The 14,870-nt window shown below is 60.4% G+C and carries 14 protein-coding genes; 9 read left to right on the top strand and 5 right to left on the bottom strand.

The features are described from left to right. Positions 1 to 347 precede the first annotated feature (347 nt). Complete coding sequence (locus CD175_RS02410) at positions 348 to 1,109, bottom strand: gamma-glutamyl-gamma-aminobutyrate hydrolase family protein (RefSeq protein WP_104447514.1); 762 nt, start codon at positions 1,107 to 1,109, stop codon at positions 348 to 350. A 283-nt stretch (positions 1,110 to 1,392) separates the two neighbouring features. On the opposite strand from CD175_RS02410, the gene CD175_RS02405 reads away from it, so the two are divergent. The 3 genes from CD175_RS02405 (at position 1,393) to CD175_RS02390 (ending at position 5,901) form a co-directional block, all read left to right on the top strand. Next, positions 1,393 to 2,769 carry a glutamine synthetase family protein gene (locus tag CD175_RS02405; RefSeq protein WP_104447513.1) on the top strand — a complete coding sequence of 459 codons (1,377 nt, stop codon included), beginning with the start codon at positions 1,393 to 1,395 and terminating at the stop codon, positions 2,767 to 2,769. 289 nt (positions 2,770 to 3,058) lie between these two features. After that, the gene (locus CD175_RS02395; RefSeq protein WP_104447512.1) at positions 3,059 to 4,549 is read left to right on the top strand and encodes an aldehyde dehydrogenase; all 1,491 of its coding nucleotides are present in this window, start codon (positions 3,059 to 3,061) and stop codon (positions 4,547 to 4,549) included. Between the two features lie 53 nt (positions 4,550 to 4,602). After that, positions 4,603 to 5,901: an NAD(P)/FAD-dependent oxidoreductase gene (locus CD175_RS02390; protein WP_102701227.1), complete on the top strand. Its 1,299-nt coding sequence runs from the start codon at positions 4,603 to 4,605 to the stop codon at positions 5,899 to 5,901. 184 nt (positions 5,902 to 6,085) lie between these two features. On the opposite strand, the gene CD175_RS02385 is transcribed toward CD175_RS02390, so the two are convergent. Both CD175_RS02385 and CD175_RS31525 read right to left on the bottom strand, forming a co-directional pair. Continuing rightward, positions 6,086 to 6,910, bottom strand: a complete 825-nt coding sequence (locus tag CD175_RS02385; protein ID WP_240628908.1) for an IS3 family transposase — start codon at positions 6,908 to 6,910, stop codon at positions 6,086 to 6,088. Between the two features lie 8 nt (positions 6,911 to 6,918). Next, the gene (locus CD175_RS31525) at positions 6,919 to 7,221 is read right to left on the bottom strand and encodes a transposase (RefSeq protein WP_240628910.1); all 303 of its coding nucleotides are present in this window, start codon (positions 7,219 to 7,221) and stop codon (positions 6,919 to 6,921) included. Between the two features lie 326 nt (positions 7,222 to 7,547). On the opposite strand from CD175_RS31525, the gene CD175_RS02380 reads away from it, so the two are divergent. The 3 genes from CD175_RS02380 to CD175_RS02365 all read left to right on the top strand — a co-directional run bounded on the left by CD175_RS02380 (position 7,548) and on the right by CD175_RS02365 (position 10,063). Beyond that, positions 7,548 to 8,096, top strand: a complete 549-nt coding sequence (locus CD175_RS02380) for a cupin domain-containing protein (RefSeq protein ID WP_007975263.1) — start codon at positions 7,548 to 7,550, stop codon at positions 8,094 to 8,096. Between the two features lie 110 nt (positions 8,097 to 8,206). Further along, positions 8,207 to 8,662, top strand: coding sequence for a hypothetical protein (locus tag CD175_RS32020; protein ID WP_158255654.1), 456 nt, complete (start codon positions 8,207 to 8,209; stop codon positions 8,660 to 8,662). A 597-nt stretch (positions 8,663 to 9,259) separates the two neighbouring features. Beyond that, positions 9,260 to 10,063: a hypothetical protein gene (locus CD175_RS02365; RefSeq protein WP_104447509.1), complete on the top strand. Its 804-nt coding sequence runs from the start codon at positions 9,260 to 9,262 to the stop codon at positions 10,061 to 10,063. A gap of 33 nt (positions 10,064 to 10,096) precedes the next feature. Here the strand turns inward: CD175_RS02365 and CD175_RS02360 are convergent, their stop codons facing one another. Beyond that, positions 10,097 to 10,834, bottom strand: coding sequence for a hypothetical protein (locus CD175_RS02360; protein WP_104447508.1), 738 nt, complete (start codon positions 10,832 to 10,834; stop codon positions 10,097 to 10,099). 190 nt (positions 10,835 to 11,024) lie between these two features. After that, positions 11,025 to 11,261 carry a hypothetical protein gene (locus tag CD175_RS02355; RefSeq protein WP_104447507.1) on the bottom strand — a complete coding sequence of 79 codons (237 nt, stop codon included), beginning with the start codon at positions 11,259 to 11,261 and terminating at the stop codon, positions 11,025 to 11,027. A gap of 275 nt (positions 11,262 to 11,536) precedes the next feature. Here CD175_RS02355 and CD175_RS02350 point away from each other — a divergent pair, with 275 nt between their 5' ends. The 3 genes from CD175_RS02350 to CD175_RS02335 all read left to right on the top strand — a co-directional run bounded on the left by CD175_RS02350 (position 11,537) and on the right by CD175_RS02335 (position 14,784). Continuing rightward, positions 11,537 to 11,983, top strand: coding sequence for an anti-virulence regulator CigR family protein (locus tag CD175_RS02350; RefSeq protein WP_104447506.1), 447 nt, complete (start codon positions 11,537 to 11,539; stop codon positions 11,981 to 11,983). 97 nt (positions 11,984 to 12,080) lie between these two features. Next, positions 12,081 to 12,581: a hypothetical protein gene (locus CD175_RS31275; protein WP_205886312.1), complete on the top strand. Its 501-nt coding sequence runs from the start codon at positions 12,081 to 12,083 to the stop codon at positions 12,579 to 12,581. 283 nt (positions 12,582 to 12,864) lie between these two features. After that, positions 12,865 to 14,784, top strand: coding sequence for a tyrosine-protein phosphatase (locus CD175_RS02335; RefSeq protein ID WP_104447503.1), 1,920 nt, complete (start codon positions 12,865 to 12,867; stop codon positions 14,782 to 14,784). Positions 14,785 to 14,870: the final 86 nt, after the last annotated feature.

Raw genomic sequence — 14,870 nt, 5'->3', positions numbered from 1 at the left:
AACTCCCAACAGGTTTCAGTCGCCCGGCCAACACGGCCCGGCTTAATAGTGGATTGCAAACCCGTGAAGCCGGTCCGCGCTGATCCCTTGTAGGAGCGAGCCTGCTCGCGATGGTCGCCAACGATGACGCTGGCAGTCTGAATGCCCGCGGTGTCCGGACATCCATCGCGAGCAGGCTCGCTCCTACAGGGGATTGCGTTTCCCGCTCCGGGTTTATTCGGCGCCGCCGTCCTGGCTGCCTGGTAGTACTTGTTGTTATTGCAGTGTGTTGTTGTCACGAACGGGACACGCAAAAGCGCCTGCCCGCTCGTGAGGGCAGTTAATCGTTGATCCTGGGTGCCGGGTCGTCAGCGCGAGTGACGCAGCGCCGCCCGTTGCCGGCAGGCTTCGCCGAACGCCTGGAAAATACTCAAGTAAGGCGCGTTGTTCAGAACCTGCCATTCCGGGTGCCATTGCACGCCGAGGGCGAAGGCCTGGCTGTGCTCGACCGAGATCGCTTCGATCAGGCCATCGGGTGCGACGGCTTCGGCACGCAGGCCGGGCGCGAGGCGGTCGATGCCCTGGCTGTGAATCGAATTGACCTGGAACGCCGCAGGCAGGTCCAGCGCTTCGAACACACCACCGGGCTGCACATTCACCGCATGGGCGGGAGCGTATTGCACGGCCAGGTCCGGGTGGTTGGCCTCGCGGTGGTCGAGGAAGCCGGGAAGTTCATGGACTTTCTGATGCAGGCTGCCACCGAACGCCACGTTCATTTCCTGGAAGCCGCGGCAGATGCCGAGCACCGGAACGCCGGCAGCGATGGCTGCGCGGATCAGTGGCAGGGTGGTGCGGTCCCGTTGCGGATCGTGTTCCGTGCCGGGGGCGCTGTCGGGGCCTTGATAGTGGAAGGGTTCCACGTTCGACGGCGAGCCGGTCAGCAACAGACCGTCGAGCTGCGGCAGCAGGTCATCGATTTCGGTCAGGTCGCCTAAGGAAGGAATAACGACAGGCAGCCCCAGCGCCGCAACGCTGACAGCACGCAAGTACTTGTCGCCGCTGATGTGGTAGGGGTGCAGGCCAATCTGTTTGACGCATGCAGTAACGCCGATCAATGGCTTGAATGCCATTTTTATCACCTCGAAGTTTCACACTTGAACGAGCTTTTCCGGAGCTTAGCCTTGTTGATTTTAATTAACAACTCTCATGTAAAAAATTCTAAACGCCACACGTCCGATCTTCAGGGTTTACGCGTGTTTGAGGGCATATCTGGCACTCTCGTCCTTCTGAGAGGCCCGAAAATAAACGTTGAAAGGCCAGGTGTTCGCTATTGACTTCACTTTGCCTTTCGGATTGACTGGGCTCGTGAAAGGGCGGTGAACATAATAATTAACAGTAAAAAATAGGTGCATCATGTCGGTCCCTCTGCGTACCGTTCAACTCAACGAAGCAAACGCATTCCTTAAGAAATATCCTGAGGTTTTGTACGTCGACCTTCTGATTGCGGATATGAACGGTGTGGTGCGCGGCAAGCGCATCGAGCGCACCAGTCTTCATAAGGTTTACGAGAAAGGCATCAACCTGCCGGCGTCTCTGTTTGCTCTGGACATCAATGGCTCCACGGTGGAAAGCACCGGCCTGGGTCTGGACATCGGCGACTCCGACCGGATCTGCTACCCCATCCCGGGCACCCTGAGCATCGAACCCTGGCAGAAGCGCCCGACTGCGCAACTGCTGATGACCATGCACGAACTCGAAGGCGAGCCCTTCTTCGCCGACCCGCGTGAAGTGCTGGCCAATGTCGTGCGCAAGTTCGACGACTTGGGCCTGACCATCTGCGCCGCGTTCGAACTGGAGTTCTACCTGATCGACCAGGACAACGTGAACGGTCGTCCGCAATCGCCGCGGTCGCCGGTATCCGGCAAGCGTCCGATGTCGACCCAGGTGTACCTGATCGACGACCTCGACGAATACGTCGATTGCCTGCAAGACATCCTCGAAGGTGCCAAAGAGCAGGGCATCCCGGCTGACGCCATCGTCAAGGAAAGCGCCCCGGCGCAATTCGAAGTCAACCTGCATCACGTGGCTGACCCGATCAAGGCCTGCGACTACGCGGTCCTGCTCAAGCGTCTGGTGAAGAACATCGCCTACGACCACGAGATGGACACCACCTTCATGGCCAAGCCGTATCCAGGCCAGGCGGGCAACGGTCTGCACGTGCACATTTCGATTCTCGACAAAGAAGGCAACAACATCTTTGCCAGCGAGGATCCCGAGCAGAACGCCGCGCTGCGACACGCGATCGGCGGTGTGCTCGAGACCCTGCCGGCGCAGATGGCGTTCCTCTGCCCGAACGTCAACTCGTACCGTCGTTTCGGCGCGCAGTTCTATGTGCCGAACTCGCCGAGCTGGGGCATCGACAACCGCACCGTGGCTGTGCGCGTACCGACCGGCTCAAAGGACGCCGTGCGCATCGAACACCGCGTGGCCGGTGCCGACGCCAACCCGTACCTGCTGATGGCCTCGGTATTGGCCGGCGTGCACCACGGCCTGACCAACCAGATCGAGCCGGGCGCCCCGGTGGAAGGCAACAGCTACGAGCAGAACGAGCAGAGCCTGCCGAACAACCTGCGCGATGCCTTGCGCGAGCTGGACGACAGCGAGGTCATGGCGCGCTACATCGACCCGATGTACATCGACGTGTTCGTGGCGTGCAAGGAAAGCGAGCTGGCCGAGTTCGAGAACTCCATCTCCGACCTTGAGTACAACTGGTACCTGCATACCGTCTGACGGTGTTGGCGGCGTACACAAAAACCTGTGTACGCCGCCAAACCCTGTGGGAGCGGGCTTGCCCGCGATAGCGGGGGATCAGTCGCCATCAATGTTGATTGTGACGGCCTCATCGCGAGCAAGCCCGCTCCCACAAATGAGTTTCGTGCCTGGCCCCCTGTAGGAGCCGGCTTGCCGGCGATGCGGTCCATCAGGCGACATCGATGCTGAATGTCCCTGCGCTATCGCTGGCAAGCCAGCTCCTACAGTGGGTCCCGCACTACCTATTCCCCTGCGTCGAGTCACAACCATGACAAACACTCGCAGCGATTGGGAGCAACGCTTCCAGTCCCTAACAATCGAAGGTCGTGCCTTCATTGACGGCCAATACTGCGCGGCCGCCAGTGGCGCCACGTTCGAATGCATCAGCCCCGTGGACGGCCGTTTCCTGGCAAACGTCGCCAGCACCGACGAAGCCGACGCCAATGCGGCGGTCGCCGTGGCGCGCCGCACCTTCGAATCCGGTGTGTGGGCCAACCTGGCCCCGGCCGAGCGCAAGCGCATCCTGATCCGTTTCGCCGACCTGATCCTGGCCAACCAGGAAGAACTGGCCCTGCTTGAAACCCTCGACATGGGCAAGCCGATCAGCGACTCCATGAGCATCGACATTCCAGCGACCGCCAACGCGATCCGCTGGACCGCCGAAGCCATCGACAAGATCTACGACGAAGTCGCCGCCACGCCCCACGATCAGTTGGGCCTGGTGACGCGCGAAGCGGCCGGCGTGGTCGCGGCCATCGTGCCGTGGAACTTCCCGCTGATCATGGCCAGCTGGAAATTCGCCCCGGCCCTGGCGATGGGCAACTCGTTCATCCTCAAGCCTTCGGAAAAGTCGCCGCTGACCGCGATCCGCATCGCGCAGCTGGCACTCGATGCCGGCATCCCGAAAGGCGTGTTCAACGTCCTGCCGGGCTACGGCCACACGGTGGGCAAGGCGCTGGCATTGCACATGGATGTCGACGTGCTGGCCTTCACCGGCTCCACGGCGATTGCCAAGCAACTGATGATCTACGCCGGGCAAAGCAACATGAAACGCGTCTGGGCCGAAGCCGGGGGCAAGAGCGCGAACGTGGTGTTCGCCGACGCACCGGATCTGCGCGCGGCAGCGCAGGCAGCGGCCAGCGGCATCGCCTTCAACCAGGGCGAAGTCTGCACCGCCGGTTCGCGCCTGCTGGTGGAGCGTTCGATTCGCGAGCAGTTCATTCCATTGTTGGTGGAAGCCTTGCAAGCCTGGAAGCCGGGCCACGCGCTCGATCCTGCGACCACCGTTGGTGCGGTCGTCGACCAGCGTCAACTGGACAACGTGCTGCGCTACATCGGCATCGGCAAGGAGCAGGGCGCCGAACTGATCGCCGGCGGCAGCCGCACCCTCGAAGACACCGGTGGCCAGTACGTGGAACCGACGATTTTCGACGGCGTGACCAACGCCATGACCATCGCCCGGGAAGAAATCTTCGGCCCGGTGCTGTCGGTCATCACCTTCGACACGGCTGAAGAAGCCCTGGCGATTGCCAACGACAGCATCTTCGGCCTGGCCGCCGGCGTCTGGACCCGCAACCTGAGCAAGGCTCACACCTTCGCCCGTGGCTTGCGTGCCGGCAGCGTCTGGGTCAACCAGTACGACGGCGGCGACATGACCGCGCCGTTCGGCGGGTACAAGCAGTCGGGTAACGGTCGGGACAAATCGCTGCACGCGTTCGACAAGTACACCGAACTCAAAGCGACCTGGATCAAGCTCTAACACCTTTTAAACGGCGGCCGCCGGCACGTTGCCGGCGACCCTCGGAGAAACCTATGAAACACAGCTCTTCTAATCAACAGCATGTAAACAGCTACTACGCCGCCACCCGCAACTTCACCGGCGATTTCCCGGTGCTGGAAGGGGCGGTGGACTGTGACGTCTGCGTGATCGGCGCCGGCTACACCGGCCTGTCCTCGGCGCTGTTCCTCGCCGAAGCGGGCTACAGCGTGACCGTGCTCGAAGCGGCCAAAGTCGGCTTCGGCGCCAGCGGTCGCAACGGCGGCCAACTGGTCAACTCCTACAGCCGCGACGTCGATGTCATCGAAGAGCGCTACGGCGACAAGACCGCCGAAGTGCTCGGCAGCATGATTTTCGAAGGCGCCGACATCATTCGCCAGCGCATACAGCACTACGACATCCAGTGCGATTACCGTCCCGGCGGCATCTTCGCGGCGATGAACAAGAAGCAACTCAAAGGCCTGGCCGAACAGAAGAAGAGCTGGGAGCGCTATGGCAACAAGAACCTGACACTGCTCGGCGAAGCCGACATCAAGCGCGAAGTGGGTTCCGACGCCTACGTCGGTGGCCTGCTGGACATGCAGGGCGGTCACATTCACCCGCTGAACCTGGCCCTCGGCGAAGCCTCGGCGATCATCGGCCTGGGCGGCAAGATCTACGAGCAATCGGCGGCGGTGGAAATCACCTACGGCGAGCCGATCACCGTGCGCACTGCCAAAGGCGTGGTGAAGGCCAAGTACTTGCTGATCGCCGGTAACGCCTACCTGCCGCAGGGTCTGGACAACCGCGTGACCAGCAAGAGCATGCCGTGCGGTTCGCAGATCGTCGTCACCGAGCCGTTGTCGGAAAAGCAGGCCCGCAGCCTGATCAAGAACAACTACTGCGTCGAAGACTGCAACTACCTGCTCGACTACTACCGCCTGACCGCGGACAACCGCCTGCTGTACGGCGGTGGCGTGGTCTACGGTGCGCGCGAACCGGACGACATCGAGCAACTGATCCGCCCGAAAATCCTCAAGACCTTCCCGCAATTGAAGGACGTGAAGATCGACTACCGCTGGACCGGCAACTTCCTGCTGACCATGTCGCGCATGCCGCAATTCGGCCGTATCGAGAAAAACGCCTACTACATGCAGGGCTACAGCGGCCACGGCGTCACCTGCTCGCACCTGGCTGGCAAACTGATCTCGGAAATGATCCGTGGCGACGCCGAGCGTTTCGACGCGTTTGCCTCCTTGCCACACATGCCGATGATCGGCGGGCGTACCTTCTCGGCACCGTTGACCGCCCTGGGCGCCGTGTACTACTCGCTGCGCGACCGTTTCGGCATCTAAGCTTTACCTCGCCGGCGGCGTCCCCAAAAGGATGCCGCCGGATTTTTATCTGAAACACCGCTGTCCCCTGTAGGAGCCAGCTTGCTGGCGATGAGGCCATATCAGCCAAAACTGATGTCGCCTGACACACCGCTTTCGCGAGCAGGCTGAACTGGTCAACTAATTTTGGACACCAGTTACGGTTTCATGCCGCCAGTTTCTCCATAGCTACCGGCGACCGGTAGTCGTTGTAGCTATGGAGCCTGACGTTGTTGTAACGCATCACATAACGCTGCACATCCACCCGCGCCTCATGTTCCGAGCGGTAGCCGTCTTCTGGTACCCACTCTGACTTGAGGCTTCCAAAGAAACGCTCCATCGGAGCGTTGTCCCAGCACTCACCTTTGCGACTCATGCTTTGCAGGAGGCCATGTTTGCGCATTTCTTTCCTGAATTTATGACTGGTGTATTGGCAGCCTTGGTCAGAGTGAAACAGCACCTCTTTTGGCCGGCCTCGCAGGTCGACCGCCATCCGCAACGCTTCGCAGGTCAGCGTGGCATCGGAAATCATCGAAAACGACCAGCCCACGATCCTGCGGGCAAACAGATCCAGCACCGCCGCGAAATACATCCAGCGCGTGCCGACTTTGATGTAGGTCACATCGCCGCACCACACTTGGTTAACCGCCGTGACATCAAACTTGCGCTTGAGCACATGCGGCGCCACCAGCGCCTCAACGCCGGAAGATTTGTACTTGTGCCGCCGCCGCTGATGACTGGCAACACCGGCTTCGCGCATCAAGCTACGAGCCATATGTCGCCCGACACGATGCCCCTTGGCTTGCAGTTCCTTGGACAGGGTGCGAGACCCTGCGGACGCTCTGGACTCCTGATGATGCTTGACCAGCACGGCCTTAAGTTTCTCCCGTTCAGGATTCACCTTGCCCTGGCGCTGACGCCAGGCGTAAAAGCTGCTGCGGGTGACTCCAAACGCCCGGCAGCAATTGTTAACGCCGTACTGCTCGTCCAGCTCATTGATCAGCGCGAATGATCTTTGGAGTCCAAAAGCAGGAGAGCACTGGCCTTTTTTAGGATTTCAATGTCCAGGTCTTTTTGCCTGAGCAACGCTTTGAGCTGCTGAATCTCCCGCTGATCGGCGGTGATTGCCTTGGCCCCCACCGGGGTCGAACCCAAGCGTTCTTTGCGAACCTGGTCGACCCAACGGCGCAAGGCCGTAGGGCCAATATCCAAACTGGCACAAACATCGGGAATTGACTGACCCTCGTCCAGCACCATGCTGGCGGCCTTGAGTTTGAACTCACTGGAATAAGATTTACGCATATCCAAACACCTCAGATTTGAGCGCCATCATAGCGCCCGATTGAAGTGTCCAAAATCATTAGGCCAGTTCAGGCTCGCTCCTACAGGTTGTTTTATTCTGCCGTTTATCGAACCTGCTGAGCATTACCAACAAACGTGATTTAATAGCCGCCTTTCACGTTTCCGGGACCGGAAAACGGCGTGATCCGCGCCTGTACTCCACCCCTCCATTATCCCTGTAGGAGCGAGCCTGCTCGCGAAAACGCCAGTTCAATCAACATCAATGTTGAGGCTAAAATCGCAATCGCGAACACACTCGCTCCTACGGGTTGGCACATAAGGCTGTCATGGACACGGGCTCACGACTCAAATTAGTACGCGAAAGCTACAAACTGTCCCAGCGCGAGCTGGCCCGGCGTAGCGGCGTCACCAATGCAACCATCTCCCTGATCGAACAGAATCGGGTCAGTCCTTCCGTCAGCTCCCTGAAGAAACTGCTGGAGGGCATCCCCATGTCCCTGGCCGACTTCTTCACCTTCGATCAGCCACCCCGCGAACACCAGTACGTCTTCCGCGCCAACGAACAGCCCGACCTCGGTCGCCACGGCCTGCGCCTGCTGTTGATCGGCGCCTCCGTGCCGAGCCGGCAGATGCGCCTGCTGCGCGAGCAGTACGCGCCGGGCGCAAGCTCGGGCGAAGAGCCGATCGTGCATTCCGAAGGTGAGGAGTGTGGGCTGGTGACACGGGGTACGGTTGAGTTGACCGTGGATGGCCAGGTGAGTGTGCTGAACGCCGGGGATGGTTATTACTTCCCGACGACCTTGCCGCATCGGTTTCGCAATATCGGGGCGGATGAGGCGGAGATTATCAGCGCGAATACGCCGGCGAATTTCTGATTACGATGAGGCCTGATTCGGCTGCTGGCTGAAACAGCATAGACGTGGTTGATAAATAATCCGATGCCCAATCAGGCATCGGATTTTTTATGTGCCCAAAGATCACGCAATTGGGCTTGATTGACCGTTTTGACGCCGCTCTTTCATGGCGTCACGGACCTGCACTGGTTGCGCAGGTCGTCGTTATGGATATTTTCGCAACCATTGCCACTTTGCTTGGCCCGGCAATAGTTACGCTGGTCATCGTCCTTGATATTTTCGCAACCACTGCCGCCGCCTGTCTCCGCCCGGCAAGCATTTCTCATGTCGTCGTTTTTGATATTTTCGCACCCGTTGCCCCTTTGCTTGGCCCGGCAATAGTTACGTCGGTCATCGTCCTTGATATTTTCGCAACCACTGCCGCCTGTCTCTGCCCGGCAAGCATTTCTCATGTCGTCGTTTTTGATATTTTCGCACCCGTTGCCACTTTGCTGGGCCCTGCAATAGTTGCGCTGGTCATCGTCTTTGATGTTTTCGCACCCGGCATACGCGTAGCCGCTCAGCATCAACAACATCGCAATGATTAGTCTCATTACACACTTCCTTGAGGGGCCAGGGAACAGCCTGGCGCTGGTCGATCCAGAATGATTTGCTACTGCGCGCCATCATATCGACATCAGCTTGTAGGAAAGTTCCAGGACGGAAAAATTCGGCTCAGGAGGGCGCAAGGTAAGGGCCGCACGGCCACCACGATTTCAATCGTGGTGGCCGTGCGGCGTAAATCGGGAGGGAGCACTGATTTACGGTTGTAGGGTGGAATGCCCGGCACCGGCGCATCCATCACCACCAGGCGGTCGGTGTGCTCCGGGTAGCGGCGGCTCTGCCGCCGTAAACCGGGCACTGCAATGTGTCTGAGGAAATGAGTTGCAAGGGATGAGGGCCGCTTCGCAGCCCGGCGGGAGCAAGCTCCCTCGCCACAAAGGGGCAAGTCCTACAAATTAATCAGGCGTCAAGATTGAACGTTCGTCGGCTGGCGGGTTGCTACCATCGCAATTGCCTGCCGATATCAACACGGCTGCTAAGCTTGGTCGTTGCAGTGTCCGAGCCCCGTTCCTGCTCGCGCTGCAAGGGTAATCACGGAGTGCGACATCCATTCCTGTCGGCAACCTGCACGGAGGCAGGCGATGGTGATCATGAGCATGGCCGATTCGACGGCGGCGGGGGTTCCCGAGCCGCTCGATCGGGAAGAAATCGAGCGGGTGCTGGCGCTGTTGCTGGTCAGCCCGTTGTTTGCCAAGTCCAGGCGCATGGGCAGTCTGTTGCGCTTTCTGGTCGAGCACGACCTTCAGGCTGGCAAAACGCCGCTGACCGAGCACGCCATCGGCATCGCGGTGTTTCGTCGTGACCCGGCAGTGTATTGCACGGGCGATGATCCGGTGGTGCGAGTGCAGGTGGGGCGTTTGCGGCGCAAGCTCGCAGCGCATTACGCCGGCAACGGCCAGCAGGATCCGGTGCGCTTCAGCATTCCACCCGGGTGTTATCGATTGACCTATCAGCGGCTGCGGCCCAAGGGCGTCGGCACGCGCCATCCTGTGGTCCAGATCCAGCCGTTTACCTGCCTCACCCGCGATGGCAATGACTTTGCCCGGGGCTTGTGCGAGGAGTTGAGTTGCCGCCTGTTCGAGTCGTTCGAGCAGGCGCAGACCGGGACCAATCATGTGTTGATGCGGGTGGCACGCAACAGCGAGCCGGTACCGGACCTCAAGCGTGGCGGGCGTTACAGCTATTGCCTGGAGGGCAGCGTGCGGGTCGAGCCTTCGCGGGTGCGCGCGTCATTGCGCCTGGTGGATGTGGCGCAGGGGCGGATTCGCTGGTCGGCGCAGTTCGATCGTGATCGACCCTATGGCATCGCCACCCAGGAGGACCTCGCGCAGTCGATCTGTCGCTCGCTGACGGGCTACTTCGCCACGGCGGGTAAAGAAGGGTGAAAGGGCAACCGCAAGGTTGCCCCGGTATGACGGTTATACGGTTTTCCACTGACCGCCTTCGTAAAGGCGACCTGCGGTGTTATCGAACGTCAGATCGATTTCGATCGCCTTGGAGCGTGAGGTACTGAACATGGTGCTGGTCTGTACGTTCTGTTCGAACCACACGAGGATGGTTTCCACCGGTGTCAGCACGGTTTCACCGGTGACCACCTGATCCACCGCAACGTAAATGGGGGTGCTGACCTGATTGCCATCAATGCCGGTAGATAGCTGGTTGATACCCGGATGGATGGGGCCGTAGTCGTTTACAAAGGTCATGGAAATGTTCGGCCCCCCGGTAACCGCCGAACTCAGCAGACCGTGCTCATCGAGTGTCGATGTTTGCCCCAGGCCGATATTGACGATGTTGGTCGAGACTTTGACCTGCACATTTGCCTTGAACAGGTTGGAGGCGAACAGCTGATACTGCGGCGTCCAGCTGAACTCGTTGTTGCTCAGGTAAGCGTCATAGGACTGCCAGACCACGTTGTAGTCGGCGTCACCCACCTTCTTGGCAAAGCACAGCTTGTAGCCGGACTTCTTCAGCAGCGTCAGGTCGCCGGGGGCGATTTCGATGGTGACGATTTTTTGCGAAGCCGCCAGGGCCGACCTCAGGACCCGGCCGTAATCCGCCGCCTTCAGTTGCGTTGCACCCATGATCGACTTGACGGCTTCTTGCACATCATTGTGAAGCTGCTGGCTCTGTTGGCTGACAGCGATTGACTTGCTCATGGTTTCCCTCTTCCTTGGTGGTGTGTTGGGCAAACAATGGGCTGCTGGCGCTTGGCGCTGCAGTCCATTGACGGCTTCACTCTAGGGGCGAGGGGTAGGGCGGCTAAGTGTCGTGGTGTTACAAGCGGGTATCGGGGTTGTATCAGGGGCCGGGTCAGCGGGGCAGCCGATCGGCCGCCCCGCCTTGACCTCAGGCGGCCCGGGCATCGGCCCAGACGAAGTTCCAGCTGGTGCGTTTGCCCTTGGCAATCTCGATCAGCTTGTTCTCAAACACCGTGTGATTGACCACGCCGGTGTAGGTCAGGGTGCGGGCGGCATTGTTCCCGGTGACCTCGCCCGGCTGGCCGCCAGACTCGACCATGGCTTTTTTCATATCGGCATCCGACGGGGCGCTGCTCTGGTTTTTTTCCACTTTGACGAAACTCATGATTCACCTCTTCCGTGATGGGGGATCGGTGCCAGCGCGCCGACAAGTCGACGACCCTGTTCCACACCGACGGCCATACTCTATTGGCCCGTTCGGCGGCGCAGAAGTGACAACTGCGGCGCTGAGGTAACAGTCGGGAAACAGCGCCACGCGTTGACGTATCTGCGACGTATCAAGCGGGGTGAACGGATCGTTGCGCCCGGTGACCCGATGGAACCAAGTCCGTCAATGGCGTCTAAAGTTCAGGGAACATTCCCGCCACGAAGGAACGACTCATGTTCAAGTCTCGATCGTTGATTGCAGCAATCACCTGTTTGGCCCTGGTCAGCGGCTCAGTGACTGCACTGGCTGATCCAGGAAACGGCCAGGGCAACAACAAGGCCAACCATGGCAACCAGGGCAGTCATGGCAACAAGAACAAGAATTCCGGCGGCGGGGATTGGAGTCATGGTCCAAGCATCAATCACAGCAGCGTGCTCGAGATCATTGGCGCCAACACGGGCTACTGGAGCCCCGGGCCTGCCTTGCCACCGGGTATTCAAAAGAACCTTGCCCGAGGCAAGCCACTTCCACCCGGCATTGCCAAAAAGCTGGATGGCCGGCTGGTCGGCAGGTTGCCCCACTATGACGGTTACGAGTGGCAGCAAGTCGGCACGGATCTGATCCTGGTCGCGTTGGCCACCGGGCTCGTTTATGAAATTCTCAATGGTGTGTTCGATTGATGTGTGAATGGCCTCCAGCCGCCTGTCGTCGAGCTTGAACTGTTTGCGGGATATCGCGTCATAAACCACGCGATATCAACCTCCTACGGAAGCAATCATGCTTTTCAAAAACAAGAGTCTCGTTGCTGTAATGTCATGCGCCATGATGCTTGCAGCCGCCCCTTTGCTGCCTGATGGCCTGTCGATCATGGGTTCTGCCTACGCGAAGGACGGCGGTGGCGGTGGCGGTGGCGGTGGAAACGGTGGCGGCGGCGGTGGAAACGGCGGTGGTAATGGCGGCGGAAACGGTGGCGGCCACGGCGGCGGCATGGGTGGCGGACACGCCGGCACAGGCCACTCCGGCAGTAACGGCCGCGGCAACGGGCTGGACAGCGACCATGCCGGCAAATCCGTGCGCGACCATGGCCTGAGCGGCAACCACTACGGTAGTGAGCGCAACGATGACAACGGTCATGGCAGCACGACCTCAGGCATCGCCCACTCCAAGGATACTCGCGGCATCTCCAAGGCCAGAGCTATCTCGACCTCGACGCCGGGTGAGCACAACACCAAAGGCTTGAGTAAAGCCGGGCTGTCGACCTCGAAAAAAACCCATTGAGTTCACAGCAGTAGCGAGCCGTTTCAGAAAAGCCAAAAGCCCGCTGAAAAGCGGGTTTTTTGCGTCTGGCATTTGATCGGCGGACATCGCGCAGCACGTTTCCCACCCGGCCTGTCATTGGTTTTCGGCACTGAGGCTGGCCGCACCCCGGGCCAGGCACGGACAGAAAACGAGCCACCCGGACACATCGCGCAGTGATTTGCGTCTGCGGGCGATTTGTCATGTTCAGCGTCAATTCAATGTAGATATTGGTCAGCCCAACGTATTCCAATGAGGCTGCACTGTGTTCCAACGACTTGTGTGTTCGCTGTCTGTTTTGAGCCTGTCCATCGCTGCCGCCCAGGCGGCCGAGACTGTTCCCCTCAACACGCCACGCCTGAAGAGCATCGATAACTTCCGCGATGTCGCCGGTCTCACCACGGCGTACACCACAGCCAACGACGGCACGATGCGTGGCGGGGTGTTTTACCGCTCCAATGCGCTGACGCCATCGGCGGCGGACCTGGCGACCCTCAACGGCCTGGGCATCAAGGCGGTCTACGACCTGCGCACGCCCACCGAGATCGCCGCCACGCCCGACACGATGCTCACAGGCGCGACCTACAGCAACATCGACATCATCGGCGGTTCAACGTCTGGCGCCAACGTCACCAACATCGCGTTCCACAGTGCCGCCGAAGCCACCGCGATGATGCAGGACACCAACCGTGATTTCGTCAGGAACGCGGGGATGCGCAGCGAGTTCAACCAGCTGTTCAATGAACTGGCCGCGGTCGACGGTGCCGCGCTGTTCCATTGCACCGCCGGCAAGGACCGCACGGGCTGGACCGCGGCTGTGCTGCAAAGCATCGCCGGGCTCGACGATGCCACCATCATGAGCAACTACCTGGCCACCAACGACTACACCGCGGCGCGTATCAAGGCGACCCTGGCGGCGATGCCACCAAGCATGGCGACCATCTATGGGCCGCTGATCGGTGTGGAAGCCAGTTACCTGCAAGCCGGGCTGGACCAGGTGACCGCGCAGTACGGCACCATGGACAATTACCTCAAGCAAGGCCTCGGCCTGTCCCAGGAAACCATCTACGTGCTGCGCGGCAAGATGGTGTTCTACAACAGCCTGCCGGGTGCGGCGGACCTGGCCGGCAACGCCGCGGCCGGTGCGCAGTTGTTGCAACAACTGCAGAACAGCAACCTGTCGGGCACCTACAGCGCCTACAACTACTACCTGCAATCAGCCATCGATGCGCGCAGCCTCGGCGGCGTCGAGTCCACCGTTGGCGGCCAGGTGCATGCCGATGCTGCGAGCTACCTGCTGCGCCAGGGCGCGATGATCGATCAGGCCGCTGCGCCCTTCACCAGCGGCACCGACCTCAAGACCGGGCAATATCGCCTGTGGAGCACCGCCCTGGCGGGGTATCTGGGCACCGACGGCTCCTCGCAGGCCTCCAGCAGCAACGAGCATAGCCAGGGCATGATGATTGGCCTGACCCAGCGCTTTTCCGAACAGCTCAGCGCCCATGCCGGCTTCGGCTACAGCAGCGGCAATGTCGGTGGCGCGGGTGGCGAGGCCGATACCGACCTGACCTTCTTCAGCGTAGGTGCCCGCTTTGCACCGAACGGTCTGGAGCGCGGCCTGTTTGTGGATGCCGATGCCAGCGCCGGTTATCTCGATTACGAGAGCAAGCGCGAACTCGGCGGCGGCCTGGGCACGGCCAAGGGCGACAGCCATGGCAACCTCACCGGCGCGACCCTGGCCGTGGGCTACCGTGTTCCGGTGAAGGGCGTGACCCTCGAGCCAAGCCTCGGTGTGCGGGTCAGCCATGTCAATCTGTCGGGCTTCCAGGAAAAAGGCAGCGAGCTGGCGCTGGACGTCGATGGCATCCACGAGACCCGCAAGAGCGCGGTGGCCAACCTCAACGCATCCTTTGCACCGGTCAACCTGGGCGCCTGGCAACTGGTGCCGGGGGTGCAAGTGGGCTACGAGCATGTGCTGGGCGACACTGAAGTCGACAGCGAAGGGCACCTGCTGGGCCTGGACATCGAGCAACAGGCCGCCTTCGACAACCGTGACCAGTTCACCGGTGGCGTCAACGTCATGGCCAACCTTGGGCCGTGGAGCGTGGGGGCTGAAATCGGCGCCAGCGGTGGCGGCGACAGCCATGGCTTCAATGGCGGGCTGAAGGCCAGCTACCTGTTCTGACGGGAAGCCATTCACTGGAGATCATTGTGGGAGCGAGCCTGCTCGCGAATACGTCATCACTTCCAACACCATGGTGACTGACGTTC

Source organism: Pseudomonas laurylsulfatiphila (assembly GCF_002934665.1).
Classification (GTDB): Bacteria; Pseudomonadota; Gammaproteobacteria; order Pseudomonadales; family Pseudomonadaceae; genus Aquipseudomonas; species Aquipseudomonas laurylsulfatiphila.
Note: the sequence above shows the minus strand (reverse complement) of the source record. Positions and strands in the feature narration are given on the sequence as shown.